The organism is Verrucomicrobium sp. BvORR106, assembly GCF_000739655.1.
In the GTDB taxonomy this organism is placed as follows: Bacteria; Verrucomicrobiota; Verrucomicrobiia; order Verrucomicrobiales; family Verrucomicrobiaceae; genus Verrucomicrobium.
In genome coordinates, this window is sequence record NZ_BATR01000118.1 from 72252 (window position 1) to 90232 (window position 17981).

14 protein-coding genes are annotated in these 17981 nt (G+C 60.5%); 4 read left to right on the plus strand and 10 right to left on the minus strand.

What is annotated here, in order from left to right; genetic code table 11:
- Positions 1-46: 46 nt before the first annotated feature.
- The 3 genes from BV106_RS21780 (at position 47) to BV106_RS21790 (ending at position 4921) form a co-directional block, all read left to right on the plus strand.
- Positions 47-1912 carry a SulP family inorganic anion transporter gene (locus BV106_RS21780; protein WP_265595938.1) on the plus strand — a complete coding sequence of 622 codons (1866 nt, stop codon included), beginning with the start codon at positions 47-49 and terminating at the stop codon, positions 1910-1912.
- Between the two features lie 53 nt (positions 1913-1965).
- Positions 1966-3759 carry a PAS domain S-box protein gene (locus BV106_RS21785; RefSeq protein WP_038168225.1) on the plus strand — a complete coding sequence of 598 codons (1794 nt, stop codon included), beginning with the start codon at positions 1966-1968 and terminating at the stop codon, positions 3757-3759.
- Positions 3760-3853: 94 nt separating this feature from the next.
- Positions 3854-4921, plus strand: a complete 1068-nt coding sequence (locus BV106_RS21790; RefSeq protein WP_038168227.1) for a nucleoid-associated protein — start codon at positions 3854-3856, stop codon at positions 4919-4921.
- Between the two features lie 76 nt (positions 4922-4997).
- On the opposite strand, the gene BV106_RS21795 is transcribed toward BV106_RS21790, so the two are convergent.
- Both BV106_RS21795 and ycaC read right to left on the minus strand, forming a co-directional pair.
- The gene (locus BV106_RS21795) at positions 4998-5858 is read right to left on the minus strand and encodes a pirin family protein (protein ID WP_038168228.1); all 861 of its coding nucleotides are present in this window, start codon (positions 5856-5858) and stop codon (positions 4998-5000) included.
- Between the two features lie 170 nt (positions 5859-6028).
- Positions 6029-6661 (minus strand): isochorismate family cysteine hydrolase YcaC, encoded by a 633-nt coding sequence (ycaC, locus tag BV106_RS21800; protein ID WP_038168230.1) that lies wholly within the window; start codon positions 6659-6661, stop codon positions 6029-6031.
- Positions 6662-6845: 184 nt separating this feature from the next.
- On the opposite strand from ycaC, the gene BV106_RS36035 reads away from it, so the two are divergent.
- Positions 6846-7772 carry a LysR family transcriptional regulator gene (locus tag BV106_RS36035; protein WP_051946165.1) on the plus strand — a complete coding sequence of 309 codons (927 nt, stop codon included), beginning with the start codon at positions 6846-6848 and terminating at the stop codon, positions 7770-7772.
- A gap of 32 nt (positions 7773-7804) precedes the next feature.
- On the opposite strand, the gene BV106_RS21810 is transcribed toward BV106_RS36035, so the two are convergent.
- From BV106_RS21810 to BV106_RS21845, 8 genes are read right to left on the minus strand one after another with little or no spacing between them, the layout of a single operon-like run.
- On the minus strand, positions 7805-8833 hold the full coding sequence (locus BV106_RS21810) for a BatD family protein (protein WP_038168232.1): 1029 nt from the start codon (positions 8831-8833) through the stop codon (positions 7805-7807).
- 20 nt (positions 8834-8853) lie between these two features.
- A complete protein-coding gene (locus BV106_RS21815; protein WP_051946166.1) occupies positions 8854-11295 on the minus strand; it encodes a hypothetical protein in 2442 nt (813 codons plus the stop codon).
- A gap of 46 nt (positions 11296-11341) precedes the next feature.
- Positions 11342-12004 carry a tetratricopeptide repeat protein gene (locus BV106_RS21820; protein WP_051946167.1) on the minus strand — a complete coding sequence of 221 codons (663 nt, stop codon included), beginning with the start codon at positions 12002-12004 and terminating at the stop codon, positions 11342-11344.
- Positions 12004-12924 (minus strand): VWA domain-containing protein, encoded by a 921-nt coding sequence (locus tag BV106_RS21825; RefSeq protein WP_038168234.1) that lies wholly within the window; start codon positions 12922-12924, stop codon positions 12004-12006. Before BV106_RS21825 ends, BV106_RS21820 begins: the two co-directional genes overlap by 1 nt.
- The gene (locus BV106_RS21830; RefSeq protein WP_038168236.1) at positions 12921-13949 is read right to left on the minus strand and encodes a VWA domain-containing protein; all 1029 of its coding nucleotides are present in this window, start codon (positions 13947-13949) and stop codon (positions 12921-12923) included. The genes BV106_RS21825 and BV106_RS21830 overlap by 4 nt, the downstream gene beginning before the upstream one ends.
- Positions 13949-14467 (minus strand): DUF4381 domain-containing protein, encoded by a 519-nt coding sequence (locus tag BV106_RS21835; RefSeq protein WP_038168238.1) that lies wholly within the window; start codon positions 14465-14467, stop codon positions 13949-13951. Before BV106_RS21835 ends, BV106_RS21830 begins: the two co-directional genes overlap by 1 nt.
- On the minus strand, positions 14464-15438 hold the full coding sequence (locus BV106_RS21840) for a DUF58 domain-containing protein (RefSeq protein WP_038168240.1): 975 nt from the start codon (positions 15436-15438) through the stop codon (positions 14464-14466). The genes BV106_RS21835 and BV106_RS21840 overlap by 4 nt, the downstream gene beginning before the upstream one ends.
- A 15-nt stretch (positions 15439-15453) precedes the next feature.
- Entirely contained in the window at positions 15454-17967 is a 2514-nt protein-coding gene (locus tag BV106_RS21845) for a phosphoketolase family protein (protein ID WP_081892095.1), read from the minus strand.
- Positions 17968-17981: the final 14 nt, after the last annotated feature.

The following is a 17981-nucleotide window of genomic DNA, read 5'->3' on the forward strand; positions in this document are numbered from 1 at the left end:
TTAAGGACCGGACCTCCGGACCCAGATTCAGGAGCAGGCGTTGGACTTGAACAAGAGCATACTTCGGACCTGGGGCACCCTGGCGGGTGTTTGGGAACAGGTGAAGTCATTTGCCCTGGATCATCCCCTGGATCCGTTTCCTCTGCGTCATACCCTGCGTGGGTACAACACAGTCAAAGCCAAGGCTGACCTCAAAGCAGGGGTGACAGTGGCGCTTCTGGATCTGCCCCAGGGGATGGCCTATGCCGTGATCGCAGGATTGCCTCTGTGGTATGGAGCCACCTGCTCTGCGGTGGCCGCTCTGGTAGGGCCGCTGCTGGCCAGCTCCCGGCATACCATTCTGGGGCCGACGAATGCCACGGCATTTATCACGTTTTCGTTCTTCGCATCACACCCGAACATCAATCAACTCGCGTTGATGCCGATGCTGGTGTTCCTGGTGGGGGCGCTGCTGTTGCTCGGGGGCTACTTCCGGGTGGCTGATCTGGCGCAGTACATCAGCCGGACGGTGATCGTCGCCTATGTGACGGGGGCGGCGGTGCTGATCATGGTCAACCAGCTTCCAGCCCTCCTGGGAGTGACGATCCCCAAAGGGGGCGCGTCGCGAACGTTGTTCGGTACTCTGGGGGCTCTGTGGGACCGGTTGGGGGAGGTGCAGTGGACCTCCATGGCCCTGACGGGGGCGACGCTTGCGCTGTTCGTCTTGTTAAAGCGATGGCGTCCTCAACTGCCGACCTTCGTCATCGTGCTGGTAGCGATGTCTGGGCTGGCGGTGTGGATGAAATCGGCCGGCTTCCATGTGGTGACCTATGCGGATGCCAAGTTCACCATCTATGATCTGCTGCCTCCGTTCCCGGACTTCCTTTCGAAAGATGTGGCCATTCAGTTCAGCCAGCTGTTTGGTCTGGCTGTGGCCATTGCCTTTGTGGCGACGCTGGAGCAGAGCGCAATGTCGAAGACGATCGCGTCCCGTGGAAACTACCGCGTGGATGCCAACCAGGACATGCTTTCGCTCGGGACTGCAAACCTGGCATGTGCCTACCTGAGCGGGATGCCTGCGAGCGGGTCCCTCACGCGATCGGCGCTGAACTTCGAGAGTGGGGCGAGAACGCCACTTTCGAGCATGATCAATGGCTCGATCTGTCTGGTAGGTGCCCTCACGATTGGCCCCCTGGTTGCGTATATACCGCGGGCGGTGCTGGCCACTCTGGTGATCTGTATCGCTGTGTCTCTCATTCATCGACGGCAGATCCGCATCTCCCTGCGGGCCACGAAGTCAGACGCATTTGTCTTTGTCGTCACCCTGGCGTCCACGCTGCTGGTGCCCTTGCACGTGGCCATCTTCACAGGTGTGGGCATTTCGATCATGCTGTACCTGCGAAAGGCCAGCCAGCCTTCGCTCGTGGAGTATGAGTTCAACAAGGAAGGGAACCTCGCCGAGGCCCAAGGGAAGGAGCGGCAGAACCCTTCCATCTCCATTGTGCACGTGGAGGGGGATCTCTTCTTTGGCGCGGCAGAGCTGTTCCGGACGCAGATCCAGAGAACCTGCTCTGATCCCAACCTCAAGATCATCATCCTACGCCTGAAGAATGCCCGGCATCTGGATGCCACCAGTGTGATGGCGCTCGAGGAGTTGATCCGGATCATGAAACAGGCGGACAGGCACCTGATCATCAGCGGCGCGATGCGGGATGTGGTCAGGGTACTGAAGAACAGTGGCCTGATCGAGGTCCTGGGCCGGGAGAATCTCTTTATGGGAAATGCTTCTAATCCCAATCTCTCCACGAGAGATGCTTTGAAGCGGGCGCAGGAAATCCTTGGCTTTCGGGAGGCCGATGTGCACATTTACTATGATCCACGGCACAGTCGCAAGGGCGAGGGCGGCGGTTCTGCGGGTGCCCCTGCTGGCTAGTCACAATTTTGTTGCGGCTGTCGCTGATCGGGTGAGGATGAATTTCCCATAGAATGAAAAGATTCCGACAGTATCTGCCGCTCCCTTTGCACATCAGCCTGCCGCTGAGTGTGCTGGTATGCTGCATGGTGTTCATCGGGGTGAACACGCTGGTGCTGTTGCATCTGGGGGACAATAAGGAGCTCCGTGATCAGGCCCTGCTGGGGGGAAAGCAGGTGGCCCGACTGGCCAAGGTGGCAAGCCGGGCCTCACTTGAGAAAAAGGACCAGCTGAATTCCCACCTGGAGATTCTAGCGAGCTATAGCCGGGTGAAGTGGGCGGGCGTCTGCGATGAGCGAGGGGTGCTGGTAGCTTGCACCGACGTGTCCATGGTGGGCAAGACGGTCACCGATGCAGAAGGACCCGCTGCCGGGGCCGTGGTGATCAAGACGCTGAACACGGGCTCGCCCCACAAGGACCGCGTTTCCTCCGTCGGTCTGGTCATGGCCTACCCGGTCTCGGCTCAAGCACCCTCGGCCAAGCAGATGCGTGTGGCGGTGCTGGAGCGGGACATGCGGGACGTGCTGGCGGGCCAGCGGGAGAATACCATCTGGGAGGCGGGGGCCTCTGCGGCGGTGTTGTTGGTGCTGTGTGCGTTGTTTTGGTGGTGGTTGCGGAATTTCCTGCGCAAGCGCATGGACCGGGTGCTGGACCTGATCCGGAATCGTCAGGACAGCCTGACGCCCGTCAGCGTGCTGCCTGGGGCCGACGAATTCTCCCGTCTGTCGGCGGCATTGCAGGAGCAGGAGGCGCTCTTCCGTCAGATCGTGGACAACATCAACGAGGTGGTGTGGGTGCTGGATGGCAACCGTCAGGTCATCTACGTGAGTCCGGCCTATGAGCGGGTCTGGGGGCGTGATCGGGACGGCACGGTGAAGGGGAACCCGCTTTGGAATCAATACATCCCTCAGGAGCACCTGCAGAAGCTGAAGGTGTTGTTCGAGACGCTCTACAGCGAGGGCAAAGCGGTTCACTTCGAATACCCGATCATTCGGAAAGGCGGAGAGCGTGGTTGGATCGAGGCCAGCGCCTTCCCGGTGATGGCTCCAGGCGGGGGCATCCACCGTGTGGTGGGCATCAGTCGTGATGTCACCGATCGCAAGGTGCTGGAAGAGCAGTTCCTCAACATCAGCGAACAGGAGCGCCGGCGTCTGGGACATGACCTGCATGATGACGCCTGTCAGCGTCTGGCGTCGCTGAAAATGCGGTGTGAGGTGCTGGTGGCCTCCCTGCGCAATGAACACTCGACCAGCCTGCCACTGGCGCAGGAGTTGAAGACGCAGCTCACCGGCACCTCTGCGCTGTTGCGTGACATTGCCCGTGGTCTTTCTCCGGTGGAGATGGATGGGGAGGGATTGATGCTGGCGCTGCGCAAGCTGGCTGATCTAGCGGAGACGATTTATGAAGTGCCGTGCTTCTTTGAGTGTGAGCACACGGTGCTGGTCAGCAACACAGACGCTGCGAATCACATCTACCGCATTGCCCAGGAGTTCATCAACAACGCGGCACGGCATGGTCATCCCACCCGGATCGACATGACGCTGGAGACTGACTGGGAGTCCGTGAGCCTGACCGTCACGAATGACGGGGTGCCCTTTAAGGAGCCGGAAAATGCGCCAGGAATGGGGCTGAAGATCATCCGCTATCGGGCAAACGCCATCGGTGCGTTCGTCAGCATCCGGCCTCGCAATCATTCTGAAGGCGGGACAATTGCGGAGTGCATTGTGTCGCAAAACGTGTGCAATCCGGATGACGGGAGAGTCGCCGAGGCGATGCGGGCTGCTGCCTCCCGGGATGTCGCGCTGTAGGAGGTGGCGGAACGGGCTTGTCAATGCCCGGGGGTGTTTTTAAGGGAATTATAGTTGTTTTCAAACCTGGGTTCCTTCCTAGGTTCGCGACCCCATGTCGATCAAGATCCGTTTCAACACCGCCGTCGCCACCGGGCTCGTGCTTGCCAAAGTAGGCAACCCCCAGCGCGACGAGCCCTTGCAGACGTCGAAGGAAGTTTTCCCTATTGAAGAAGGCGACCAAATCACGCTCACAGGCATCTTTCTCAAGCCGTTCAAGAACCTCATTCCGCATCGTTTTACGCATCACTCTTCGCTGGATCAGCATGAGATGAACACGATCGCGAAAGCGATCTTCACTGCGGGCGAAGGCCTGCTGGAGAAGGGCTGCGACATCGCCAAGCGGCTGTATTCCAAGTCCTACCACCCCAACATCAAAGAAGGGGATCTCTGCATCTCCTTGATCAAGGACATTGAGATCGAAGGCAGCAAGGTGCAGGGGCTCTGCATCCTGAAGTCTGAGAGCGTGCAACCTTTCCTGAGCATCTCCACGCGAGATGGCGACCTCAAGCTCACGACCGAGCACGGGATCAACCCGGAGAAAATCGACAAAGGCTGCTTAATCGTCGATTTCTCACCTGAGCAGGGATACTACGTGCTGACCTTTGACCGCACGGGGACGGATTCCCGCTTCTGGGTGCGTGATTTCCTGGGCCTTCAGGCTGTGACGGACGCCGCCTTCCTGACCAAGTCCTATGCCGACATGGCCGTGGCCTTCCTGAAGCAGGAAGTGCCCCAGGAGAGCGACGCCCCCGAGGCCAAGACGACGGCTGCGCATGACGCCATCAGCTTCTTTGAAACGCGTGAAACCTTTGACCTGAAGGAGTTCGAGGAAGAAGTCCTGAAGACTCCGGACGTGGTGGCGAAGTTCGCCGAGCACCGTGCCAAGGTGGAGGAGGAGCAGGGCCAGCCGCTGGAGAAGTCCTTTGCCATCGCGAAGAAGCAGGTCTCCAAGGCGAAGAAGAAAATCGGCGGCGTGCTCAAGCTGGATGCCGGGATCGAGGTTCACCTCAAGCCCGCGTTTGGGGCCAAGGAGAACAACCCTTTGCTAGAGCGCGGCTTCGATGAAGACAAAGGGATGAAGTTCATCAAGGTGTACTTCCACAAGGAAGAAGAGGGCTGATGCAGCCCGGAATTTGATGAAGAAAGGTCCAGGCGCTGGATGTCAGCGCCTGGAAGAGGAGGGAGGTTCGGGAAACTCAAAGGGAACCCATCTTCCCCGCACGGACATCAGCGAATGCCTGCCGGATCTCCTGCTCGCTGTTCATGACAAAAGGACCGTTGCCTACGATGGGTTCGCGGAGAGGTTCGCCGCTCATGACCAGGAGCCTCGTTTCTTTGGTGGCGGAGAATTGAATGTCCTCGCCCTCGCGGGTGAAGATTGCCAGCGCCCCTACTCCGGCTTTCTCGCCAGATGTGAAGGCTAGCTCACCGGACAGGATCACCAAGGCTGCGGTGTGCCCGTCTGCAAGCACAAGTGACGGGCTGGCACCCGCATTGATTTTCAGGTCCCAGAGATTGATGGGGGTAAAGGTTTTTGCCGGGCCGAATGCACCGGAAAAGGTGCCAGAGATGACCCTGATCTCACCGGCTCCATTGGGGAGTTGCACCACAGGGATGTCCTGCCTGAGCAAGGTCTGATAGCGGGGATGTGCGTCCTTGTCGCGGGCAGGCAGGTTCACCCATAGCTGTGCCATCTCGAACACGCCTCCCGTGCGGGTGAACTCGGCAGAGTGAAACTCCTCATGGAGCAGGCCGCTCGCGGCCGTCATCCATTGGACGTCGCCAGGGCCGATTTTGCCTCCGCCGCCGCTGGAATCCCGGTGTTCGATTTCACCCTGATAGCTGATGGTCACTGTCTCGAACCCACGATGGGGGTGGGCACCCACGCCGCGCTTTTCCGTGCCCGGAGGAAAGAGGTATGGCGCGGCATAGTCGAGCAAAAGGAAGGGATCAAGCTCTTCACCCAAGGTGTCATAGGAGAACACGGAGCGCACGGGGAAGCCGTTGCCCACCCAGTGGGTGCCGGAGCTTTGCAAGATGGATTTGAGTTGTTTCATGGAGATATCTTCGCCTCCAATTGAGTGAGGGAAAATGCTTCGCTGATCCGCTGAGCATGCTCAAACATGATGCTTGCGCTACCTCATGTGCTCGCCCGGGCGAAAACTGGGGAGACCCCACGACTCGCGTCAGAACTGTCGTGGGACCTCCATGGCCAGCAGGTCTTTGGCTACTTGTTGCGAGATGCTGCGGCGCTATAGCTGGTCATGAGACAACGATAGGAGGGCAGGTGATTGGAGAAGAGCGTGCCCAGACCTTCAATGTCATTGCGCCAGTCGCGGTGCAACTCGCACGCCACCCCGAACCAGGACATCAATTGCGCGCCTGCTGCCTCCATGCGCGACCACGCCGCATTCCGGGTGGTGAGGTTGAATGTGCCCGACGCATCGGTGACGACAAACACTTCATAACCCTCCTCAAGCGCGGAGAGGGCGGGGAAGGCGACGCAGACTTCTGTGACAATGCCAGCAATCAGCAGTTGCTTCTTCCCGGTTGCCTTGACGGCTTTGACGAAGTCCTCGTTGTCCCAGGCGTTGATGTTGCCGGGACGGGCAACATAGGGGGCATCGGGAAACAACGCCTTCAGTTCCGGCACAAGGGGGCCGTTGGGGCCATCTTCAAAGCTGGTCGTCAGGATGGTGGGCAGCTTGAAGTATTTGGCGAGGTCTGCCAGGGCGAGAACGTTGTTCTTGAAGTCGTCGGGAGAGAAGTCCTGCACGAGATTGGTCAGTCCGGACTGGTGGTCGACCAGCAGGACTGCGGTGTCGTTCTTGTCGAGGCGGTTGTATTTGAAAGTGCTCATGATGGTGGTGTTTGTGGTATTGGTTCTGTGATGATCTAACGGGACCGGTGCAGCTGCCGGATGGTGAAGGATCGCGTCGTCCTGGAGGATGATGGCAGCCTCTCAAAGTCTAGATTTTTGAATCGATAAAAGACAATACTTCCTGCTTCCGCTGAGCATGCCGAATGGTTATGCTGAGTCAGAAATGGAACTTCGTCACTTGAGGTACTTTGTTGAAGTTGCCCGGCAACAGAGCGTCACGAAGGCAGCCGCATTGCTGCATGTCTCGCAGCCAGCCCTGAGTCGGCAGATCCGGGATCTGGAGGAGGAACTTGGGGTGGGGCTCTTTGAGCATCACGCCCGATCCGTCAGGCTGACTTCGGCTGGGCAGGTCTTTCTTGAAGAGGCGCAGATCGCGCTGGATCGGGTGCAGGCGGCGGTAGATGCGGTGAAGGAATTTGCCGGAAATAGCACGGGCGAGCTTCACGTTGGTTACGCTCCTTCGCTCTCGATGGACATTCTGCCTGAGGCTCTGCGTCGGTTCCAAAGGAAGTTTCCCAACGTCAAACTGCAGCTCCAAGACCTGACGACCGAGGAAATGATCGCCAGGTTGCGTGAGGGCAGTTTGCATGCGGCGTTGTTGGTGAGACCGGCCGCGGGTTCCTTGGTTGGCGGTCTGGAGTATCGCGAAATACTGCGTCACCAACCCTGCGTGGCGATGGCAGTGACTCACGATCTGGCCGGTTCGGATGCCATCTCGGCAGGGGCGCTCGCGGGGCAGCGTCTGCTGGCGTACAACCGTGAGCATTATCCGGAGTATCATTCCTGGATTGAGACCGTCATAAGAGGGGTGAAACCCCGCCCTCGAGTCGTCGGAGAATACGACAGTTCGTCGAGCCTGGTGGCGGCCATTGTCTCGGGGTGTGGAGTGGCTTTGGTCCATGATGGATTCAATGCGATTTCCGGGTTTCGGCTTTGCCTGCGGAAGGTTGAGGACGCATCCCAAGACTTCTCCTTCGGTGTGGCATGGCGGCGAGATGAGCCCTCTCCTTTCACCCGTCGGTTCGTGGAGGCTACTACGACCAAGTCTACCTTTCCTGAAGACAGTCAAGTTCTCCAAGCGAAGGCGTAGCATCACCTTGAGTTTCGACGTCAGCCTTTGTGTCAGGGGGGATTCAGTGGTTGAAGTCGCACAGGAAGAAACAACCTGTACCAGGCCGCGATCTGCTGACGAAGGCGGTGACTGGCTGCAATCAAAACGACGAAGCAAGCCAGTGCCGCTGCCGTTATCTTGACAGGAGTGGACCAGTGTGAGGGTGCAATCGGCTCAGGGGCGGACTGCGCTGATGCCAGTGCTGGATTGGGTGCCACCTGGATGACATGAGCAGGAAGCTCAATGGTGCGCAGTGCGGAGGCATCCAGGTCCCACCAGGAGAACTTGGCTCCAGGGAGGGTGTATTGCCCGGGCTGCTGCAGCATGTAAGTGAGAGTATCGACGCGCTTGCCGAGAAGGTCGCCACGTTCGCTGTGGTCCATCACCTCTGGTTCCTTGGGGTAGATGGCGATGCCCTCAATCTTGTCCGAAGGAAAGGGCGGGAACATCATGCCGGGCATGTCCCGGGCTGTATAGGTGATGGTTCGGGTGAAGGCATCTCCGGCCTTGGCAGGCTTGGCGCCGGGGGCTGGTTTCCATTCTTCGACGACGGTGAGCTCCCTTGCACTGATGATCTGTGCTATGCCTTCGGTGCCCGGCGGTTGAGTGGTCTGAAACTTGACTTCAGGAGTATGAAGACTGGCAGGCACGCTGTCCTTATCGAGTGGAGCTCGCTTGTATTGAAAGCGAACGGTGAGGGGAGGGACCACATGGTCGCCTGCTTGAGGAGCGAGCACCGACAGTTCATGACGCTGCACGGTGTAAGCGACATCATCCAGCGTCTCCGTGCTGACGACGGGGCTTCCCAGAGGGGGCATGATCAACAGACCCTGTGGGTCCTGAATGTCAAAAGTGGCCGCACTGGCGAAGTAGCCCGGGGCTAGAAGTTCCACCACGAGGGTGAGCTTCTGGCCCGCATAGAAGGGAGCCTTTGAGGAAAGCGCAGATCGCACCTTGGGCTCCTGGGCCATCAAGGGGGAGGCCGCCTGGCTGTACCAGAGCACGCCAGCCAGGGTGAGAAGGCAGATCAGAGTTCTCATGGAATGGGTGGCTCGATGGATCAACGCCTGCGCATGCCGCCGCCGTGCGCCCGACCTCCGCTGAATGACCTTGAACTGAAGGATGCCGAACTCGATCGATGCATGGTGGCACCGGAGATCTGGCGCTGTGGCGGCTGATAAGAACGCTCCTGATGCGCATGAAAGTCACTCCGCTGCCGGTTGAAGGACTCGCGATCCAGATGGCTCATGACTTCGCTTGACGGCTGAGTGTTGGCGCGTCTGGGAGGAGGGACGTTGTCCGGACGTCTGATCTCCTCGTGCCCTTCCCGGGAGATGCGTTGCCCGCTGCCACCTTCTCCCAAGCGGTTGGCCTGAGGATGGATCTGATCAGGGTGGTGGTCCTGATACCGGCTCCGGGCATCGTGAAGTTGGTCCTTCTTGTCGACCGAGTTCCAATCGCCGTGGTCGAACTTGGCCCAGTTGCCGTGGTCATCGCGCCGATACACGTTGCCGTCCCGGCCTGCGTAGAAATTGCCATCGTGGACGGCGGCCCCACCGCTGTGGTCATCTCCGCGCCATACTCGACCACCGCCCTCAGAGCCGCGCCAGCGGGCGGCCCCGCCTTCATTGGTGACCACATGACCCGCCCGTACCCAGTCATCGCCCCGGCGCACGGCGCTGGTACCCCACTGGGCAAAACCGTTGTTTCCTTGGTGCGTGGCCCATCCAGTGTTGGTGCGGGGATTGTAACCTGCGGCCCAGGTGCGAGCCCCATAGGGTCCTTCCACACGCGCGGCGCGGCCGTAGTTGCCGGTCACCGGGTTGTACCAGGCGGCACGGCCAGCGGAGGCATAGGGGCCATAGGCACGACTGCCGATGGCATAGCCGCCTGTCCAAGGATTGTAGGCGGCGGCCACCCCGTAGGTGGCTGGCCAGGGTCGAAAGATCGGCACTGGGCCGCCCCAAGCCACGTACGGCGGATAGTACCAACCGGAACCCCACACGAGGGCGGCCGTGGTGGCCACGCCTGCGACAAAGGCTCCAAAGTAGCCTTCTGTGTAGCGGCAGACCACCACATCTGCGGAGGGACCGGACTCCACGTGGACGTACGTCACTCGATGTACGGGATAGGCCGGGGGAATGGTGTAGATGACCGCAGGCACATCCAGACAGATGGACCATGGGCCTACAGGAGCCGTGGAAACAAACCAGACAGCATCCTGGCAGAGGTAATAACGTCCGCCTTCAAAAATGACGTCAGAGCCGGTGTTGACCGCATAGGTCATGGAGGTGCCTTCCACGCCTTCGAACTTTGGCTCGCCATCGTAGGTGACTTTGGCCTTGGTCTCAGCTTCTTTGCGATTGACCACCGCCTCCTGGGGCACCTGGGCCAGCAGCACGGCGTCAGCGGCCTCTGGCGTACCCGGAACGGATGCCAGGACATCCGCGCACTCACTGTCGGGTGGGATGTTCTTGAAATCTTCTGGCAGATTGCCGCTGGCAAAGGTCCAGGGGCCCTCCCACTTCTCAGACGTGAACCAACGTCCGCTCACCAGGAAGTAGAGCTTCCGGTCGCGGGCGTCCTCCAGCACCCAGCTTTCCGTGTTCTTGGCCCAGAGGAGGTGTGTGTCCTCCACCTCCTGCCATACCGGGCTGCCTTCGAAGACGATCAACTCCGCGGGTTCTTCAGAGTAAAAGATCTTGGGCACCGTCATCCCACGCTCCACTTTGGGAGGGATGGCTTTTTTCACGTGGTCCCACTGGTTTCCTTTGGGCAAGGTGGAGAAGTCCTTCGGCAAGGTGCTGGTCAGGGTCCACTCACCCGCGAGTTCTTTGGCGCTGAGCCAAGTCTTGTCGCTGAGCAGGTAGTAGGTCCCCGAGGCGGGATCATGCAGAAGGTCCCAGTTGGTATTGACGACGAACTCCAGCTTGGTCCCGGCAATGGGGGCCAGGACAGGCTTGCCTTGCACGATGAGGAGGATGGCAGCCTGATTGCTGACGAAGATGCGGGGCGGATCCATTTTCAGATCCAGTGGCTTGGTTGTTTCCTTGGTGTGCTCTGCACCGGCTGCGAGACGGTCCAGGGAGACGGCCATGGACTTGCCTGGAAAGGTCTGCTTCAGCAGGGTCTCCATGGGGCCGACCTCTGCCTCCGGCAGTGAGGGGAAGCGCGCCGCAGTGATCTTCAGATCGCTGATCAAGACGGTACGGGAGGCGATGTCTGCTGTGGTGTGGCCGGCCACTTCCATGACGCCGATGGCTGGTTTGCCATCCTTGGTGGTCAGGACGAACGCGGCCCGGGCTTTAAGTTCCTTATAGTCGGTCCACGCGTCGATCTGGGGCTGATACACCGTCAGCTTCACGCCATCTTTGGTGGCTTCTCGAGGCCAGCCGGGATCGGTAGGGGTGGCACTGGTGGATTTGGCGGGGACAGGGGCTGCGAACAGCATGGCTGGGGTCAGTGCGCCAAACAGCAGTGGTAGCACAATGAACGCTTTCATACGCTTCGGAGTTTTGGGGTAATGGGGGCACGGCACGGAACGGCATTCACTCTTGGGGTGACTCATTGTCTTTGCCGGACCGTGCTGCTTGGGAGGCAAACTTGGCTTTGAGAAAATCTGCCGGGGTGGTCTGGACGCGTCGCAGCCAGGAAGCGCGGAGTTCTTCGTCAGACATCTTCTGGGCCCCCAGCTCCATGGGCTGGCCCTTCTTGTCTTCGCCCTTTTGATCAAAGACGATCTCGTCCGGTTTGTAGGCTCCGGCCTCCTCCTTGTCGCGGTCCTTGCCGGAAGCCTCAAGGCGTTGTTTCCTTGCCTCGGCGAGGGCTTTATTCTCTTCGGCTTCGCTCCATCCGGGCTTGAGAGCCAGGGCGCGGTCATAGCTCGCCATGGCAGCATCGTACTTCCCGTGCATGAGCCAGGCATTGCCCTGGTTGTAGGCTCCATCAGCCCCTGGTACCCGCGCAAAGGTCTTGGCAGCCGTCTCAAAGTCGCCGTTGCGATACTGGGCGGTGGCGATCCACCATGGGTTTGAGAAGGCTTTGGCGGCCTCGCCATACTTTCCCTGACGATAGAGCCGCGCACCTTTCTGATCGGCGGTGAGCCAGTAGTGAGGTTGCCGGATTGACTGGACGGCCAAGATGAGCGCAACCGCGCCCAAGCCCGCCCAAGCTGCGTGCCGCAAGGTCCAGAGGTGTGAAGGTAAGTGCATCAGCGGGCAGCAGTGGGGACCATCCAGCCCCGACGGAAGAAGGGCAGCATGAGCAGGGCGAGCAGGGGGACTAGGTAATAACCTCCGTCCCGCCAGCGGTTGGAGGACTCATGTGAGCCAACGTCTGAGAACTTGGCCAGCCTGGCCAGGGACTGTACATCGGCGTCATCGGCTGCCAGGGGGGTGAACGTGGCCCGCACTGGCTGGGCGCTGGTCTTCAGGGTTTCCAGCTCCGTGCCCGGCAGCAAGGGGGGCAGGATGCGAACTTCATAGTCCGACTGTTCACGCCACTGAGCGAGGGGTTTGGCCTGATCCGGCGCAATGGTGTCTGCGAGCCACAGGATGGACCCGGTGGCTGCGTCGGCCAGGGTGCGCTCGGCGAGCTGCAGGGCCTCGGCGGCGGCATCGCCTTCTTTGGGCATGATCTTGGGATGGAGCGCTCCGGCGAAGGTATTGATGATTCCTGAATCGGTGGTCAGGGGCATCACCACGTGAGCGCTGCCTGCGTAGGCGATAAGGCTCGTCTTGGCACCGGGGCGCAGTCGCAGCAGGTCTTGAATCTTTTCCGTGGCCCGGGCCAACCGGGAGGGAAGGACGTCCTCGGTTTCCATGGAGGGAGACACCTGGACGACGATGGCGAGGGCGGCCGTATCGTTGGCAAAGGGAGTGGGTTCGCGGCGCCAACTCGGTCCCGCGATTACAAATGCCCCTATCAGCCAGCCGATGGCAATGAGATCCAGGGGAGTGAACTTGGCCCGATGCTCCTTGCCACTCAGGAGGTGAGGCAGCAGGTGGGGGGCGATGATGCCCCGCCAGGGCTGAGCCGGATCGGTATGCCGCCGTACGAGCCACCAAATGAGCACCGCTGGGATGAGAGTCAGCAGCCAGAGCGGCCGGAGGAAATGGAAGTCTTCGATCATCCGGCTGCCTCCAGCGTTGAGGTTCCCACAGGCGAGCTCTGGCGAGTCTGTTTGCGCCCTCCGTGCAGGGCGAGTTGGAGGAGTTGTTGCGTGATTGAGAGGACGAAGAGCAGTGCCAGCGGCCACCAGTACACATCCCTCCGGGGGCGGTGGGTGATGGTCTGGGCCTTGCGGGTTTCCAGCTTGTCTAGTTGCTGGTACACTTGTTCCAGTTGCTTGCGATCAGTGGCATGCGAGAAGAGCCCTCCCGTGGTGGTGGCTACTCCTTGGAGCGTGGCGACGTCCAGGGCATCTTCTCCAGCAGCCTTGGGATCGCCCACGGCTACGGTGTGTATGACGATGCCCTTGTCCCTGGCGATCGCGGCGGCCTTGGCCGGTGGCACCTGACTGGCCGTGTCATTCCCATCTGTCAGGGCGATGAGGACGCGCTCCTTCACAGTACTACGCTCGAAGACATTGATGGCGAGTCCCAGGGCATCGCCGAAGGCGGTCTGCGGGCCGGCCATCTTGGTCTGGGCTTCGTCGAGAAGCTGGCGACAGACATGGAGATCCTCCGTAAACGGCGCCTGCACAAATGGCGCTGACCCAAAGAGAATGAGCCCCACGCGATCTCCTTTGCGTCGGGTGAGAAAGTCGTCCAGCACCTCCTTCACTGCGGTGAGACGATCCACCATCTCGCCCTTTGCGTTCTTGAAGTCCTTGGTCTCCATCGAGCCCGAGAGATCCACCGCGAGCAGGAGGTCGCGGACGGCCACTTCCTTCTGGATGGGTGGTTCGATAATTTGCGGGCGGGCCAGAGCGAGGACGATCAAGGCCCAGCCGAGCAGGAGGGATGTCTTGCGCAGCAGCCGCCCCTGCAGGACCAAGGCACCCTGATGGGGACGCTGGCCTGAGTGTTCTACAAGCCGGTCGAGGAACGGCACCGTCAAGGCCTGCCGGGACTCCCGGTGAGGGGGCAGCAACCAACCCACCAAGAAGGGGAGCGGCAGCAGACAGAGCAGCCAAGGATGGGCGAGGACGGGCATTACGATGATCCTCCCGGTGGAGTGGGCACTCGATGGTGGGCCAGCCAGTCTCGCGCGGCCGTGGTGAGCTGCAGGACTTGGGTGTCATCGAGCTGGGCGCTGGTTCGAGGATCATACGCCACCGTCTCCAGGGTGGCTATTTCCGAGGGCACGCTGCCTGGTGTGCGGCTGGTACGATTGAGAAACGCCAGCCAGGAAGTGCCGGTGAGGGATGCGGTCTGCTCACGGGGAAAGGCCGTGACTGCGGTACGCTTCAAGAGCTCACTCAGGGCCACGAGCGCCGCGGTTCGTGTGGTAGGGTCTTGCAGACGATGTTGTTGGAGCGCTGCCAGATGCAAAGCCTCGCGCCGATAGCGATTGTGCTGCCAGTGGAGCAGGGCCTTGACCAGACCAATCAATGCCAGCACGAGGAGCAGGCCCAGCACCCAGTACCAACCCGGTGCTGGCGGCCACCAGGGCACCGCCGGTGGTTGTACCAGATCATGCAGGCGGTCAAGACTGGTGGGATCTGTCTTCACGGCTTGGGCTGTCTCTGGCCGAGTTGATGGCGAAGCTGAGCGGCCACTCCCTCCGCAGTGGTGAGCGGGAGGACCGGAGTCTCCCGGTGGAGAAGGAATTTGCGCCCGGCCGCTCGATGTTCAGCAAAGGTCTCCTGATAACGTCTGCGCAGCGACTTGTTGCTGGTGTTGACTTCCATCTGCCCGCTCTTGTCGGCGAAGATCAGGGGACCGGCATCGGGCAGTTCACACTCCAGGGGATCGTGAACAAACACGAAGAGCACGTCATTGTGCTGAGAGATGCGAGTCAGGAGACGCCGCGACTCTTCATCACTCCCCGAGGCATCACTGATGATGCAGATCAGACAGTCGTGCCGGGCCAGATTGACACAACGACGGAGAACCTCGTTGAACATGCCCGGATTCATGCCGGCATTGGCGGCGACGTTGAGGGCATGGTTCTTCTCAAGAACGGCATTGAGGATCCTCATGACGCCAGAGCGGCTCCGGTGCGGACGTATTTCCTCGATGCCATGGTCATCAAACACCAGCGCCCCCACGCGGTCCTTCTGGGCGACCACCCGCCAGGCTGCGATGGCGGCGGCTTCGGCGGCCGTGACGGACTTCATGTTCTGCACACTGCCAAAGAACATGCTGGAGCGCTGATCCACCAGTAGGAAGACACTGCGTTCCCGCTCCTCCGTATAGACACGGCTATGAGTCTTGCGGGTGCGGATGGTGACTTTCCAGTCGATTTGCCGAATGTCGTCCCCGGGCAGGTAGCGGCGGATTTCCTCGAAGTTGAGGCCGCGGCCGCGCAGGCGGGAGGCATGCCGTCCCGCCAGCAATGAGTGGACGGGTTGCCGGGGCAGGAGGCTAAAGCCGCGGGCCTGATACTGCAACGCCACGAGGGCGGACAGCTCCGCATAGACCCCGGCAGTAGCCGGGGCAGGTGGGGAGGCTGTACGCAAGGTGGGAGGTGGTTCAGGCATGGCGTTGAGACGTAATCAAACGTTGTCGGCTGAGGTGTCTGCCCGGCGCGAGGCGGCGCTGGCCGCACCGTTCTTTTTGGCATTCCACTTCCAGTCGCGGATATCGGGCACGTCGTCACCATGCTCGCAGATGTACACCCGGTGCCGGTGGAGCTGTTCCTGGACGAACTGCAGGATGTAGCCCAGGCGGCTGCCCAGACGGGCGACGCGGCTCAACGCATCTCCCATGAGGGTGAAGCGGTCCAGTTGATTGAGCACGCACATATCAAACGGTGTGGTGGTCGTGCCTTCCTCCTTGTAGCCACGCACATGGAGGTTGCAGTGGTTCGTCCGGCGATAGGTCAGACGGTGAATGAGCCAGGGGTAGCCGTGGAAGGCGAAGATGACGGGCTTGTCCTTCGTGAAGATGGCGTCGAACTCCCGGTCATGCAGCCCATGGGGGTGCTCCTCGACCGGCTGGAGCTTCATGAGGTCCACGACGTTTACCACTCGAACCTTCACATCCGGCGCGTGCTGGCGCATGAGCTCCACTGCCGCCAGGGTCTCCAGGGTGGGCACGTCGCCACAGCAGGCCATGACGACATCGGGCTCGCCTCCCTGATCATTGCTGGCCCAGCTCCAGATGCCCACCCCGGCGGCGCAGTGTTGGGCGGCCTCCTGCATGGTGAGCCACACCGGAGCAGGTTGTTTCCCTGCGACCACCACATTCACATAGTTGCGGCTGCGCAGGCAGTGGTCCGTCACGCTCAACAGGGTGTTGGCATCGGGGGGGAGATACACGCGGATGACCTCTGACTTCTTGTTGATGACGTGGTCGAGGAAGCCCGGATCCTGGTGGCTGAAGCCATTGTGATCCTGCCGCCAGACATGAGAGCTGAGCAGGTAGTTGAGTGAGGCGATGGGGCGACGCCAGGGGATGTGACGGCAGACTTTCAACCACTTCGCATGCTGGTTGAACATGGAGTCAATGATGTGGATGAACGCCTCGTAGCAACTGAAGAATCCGTGGCGTCCGGTGAGCAGATAGCCTTCCAGCCAGCCTTGGCACTGGTGCTCGGAGAGGACCTCCATGATCCGTCCATCGGGGGACAGGTGATCGTCCTCGGGCAGGATCTCGGCAGCGTAGGCGCGTGTGGTCACCTGGAGGGCGTCCTGCCAGCGGTTCGAGTTGTTTTCATCCGGGCTAAAGAGGCGGAAGTTCTGCATCTCCAGATTGAGCTTCATCACATCCCGGAGGAAACGGCCCATCTCGCGGGTGGCCTCGGCGAAGTTCTCTCCCGGCGCCGGGCACTTGATGGCGTAGTCGCGGAAGTCTGGCAGGCGGAGATCGCGTAGCAGGAGACCGCCGTTGGTGTGAGGGTTGTCGCTCATGCGACGCGTGCCAGTTGGGGCGAGGCTGGCGATATCTTCATGGAGATGACCTGTGGCATCAAAGAGTTCCTCGGGGCGGTAGCTCTTCATCCAGCCCTCCAGCACCCGTACATGCTCAGGCTTGTCCATGTCCCCCATGGGCACCTGGTGGGCGCGCCAGTAGCCTTCGCACTTGAGTCCATCGATCTCCTTGGGGCAGGTCCAGCCTTTGGGGGTGCGGAGCACGATCATGGGCCAGGCAGGGCGGCCCTGAAAGCCATGTTTCCGTGCGTTCTTCCAGATGGCCTGAATCTCTGTCGTTGCCTGATCCAGCGTCTCCGCCATCTGCTGGTGGAGGATGGCGGGATCATCCCCCTCTACGAACCACGGGCGGTAGCCCATGCCTTCGAAGAACTTCTGGAGCTCCTCGTGAGGAATGCGGGCGAGGAAACAAGGATTCGCGATCTTGTAGCCGTTCAGGTGGAGGATGGGCAGCACGGCACCATCGCGCACCGGGTTGATGAACTTGTTGCCGTGCCAGCCGGTGGCCAGAGGGCCTGTCTCAGCTTCTCCATCACCCACGATGGTTGGGATGATGAGGTCGGGATTGTCAAAGGCTGCCCCGTAGGCGTGAGAAAGGGAGTAACCGAGCTCGCCCCCTTCATGAATAGAGCCGGGCGTCTCCGGGGCGACGTGGCTGGGAATGCCTCCGGGAAAGGAGAATTGCTTGAAGAGGCGCTGCATGCCCACCTCATCCTCGCTGATCTCAGGATAGACTTCGCTGTACGTTCCTTCGAGGTACGTATTGGCCACAATGCCGGGGCCTCCATGCCCAGGGCCCGTGATGAGCAGCATGTTCAGGTCCTGCTCTTTGATGATCCGGTTGAGATGAACGTAGATGAAGTTCAATCCCGGCGTAGTGCCCCAGTGGCCGAGCAGGCGCGGCTTGATGTGCTCACGCTTGAGCCGCTTCGTCAGCAGGGGATTGTCCCGAAGATAGATCTGGCCGACTGAGAGATAGTTGGCCGCACGCCACCAGGCATCCATTCGTGCGAGCTGGTCATCAGAGAGCGGTCCTTTTTCCGTGCGATGCGTCGGCTTCTGCCCCTGGGTGTTTTGTTTGGCAGTCGCTGCTGAGCTGGTTTTGCCGGATGGAGATTTGCGGGAAGTTTTGCTCATGGTGGGGGATGGCT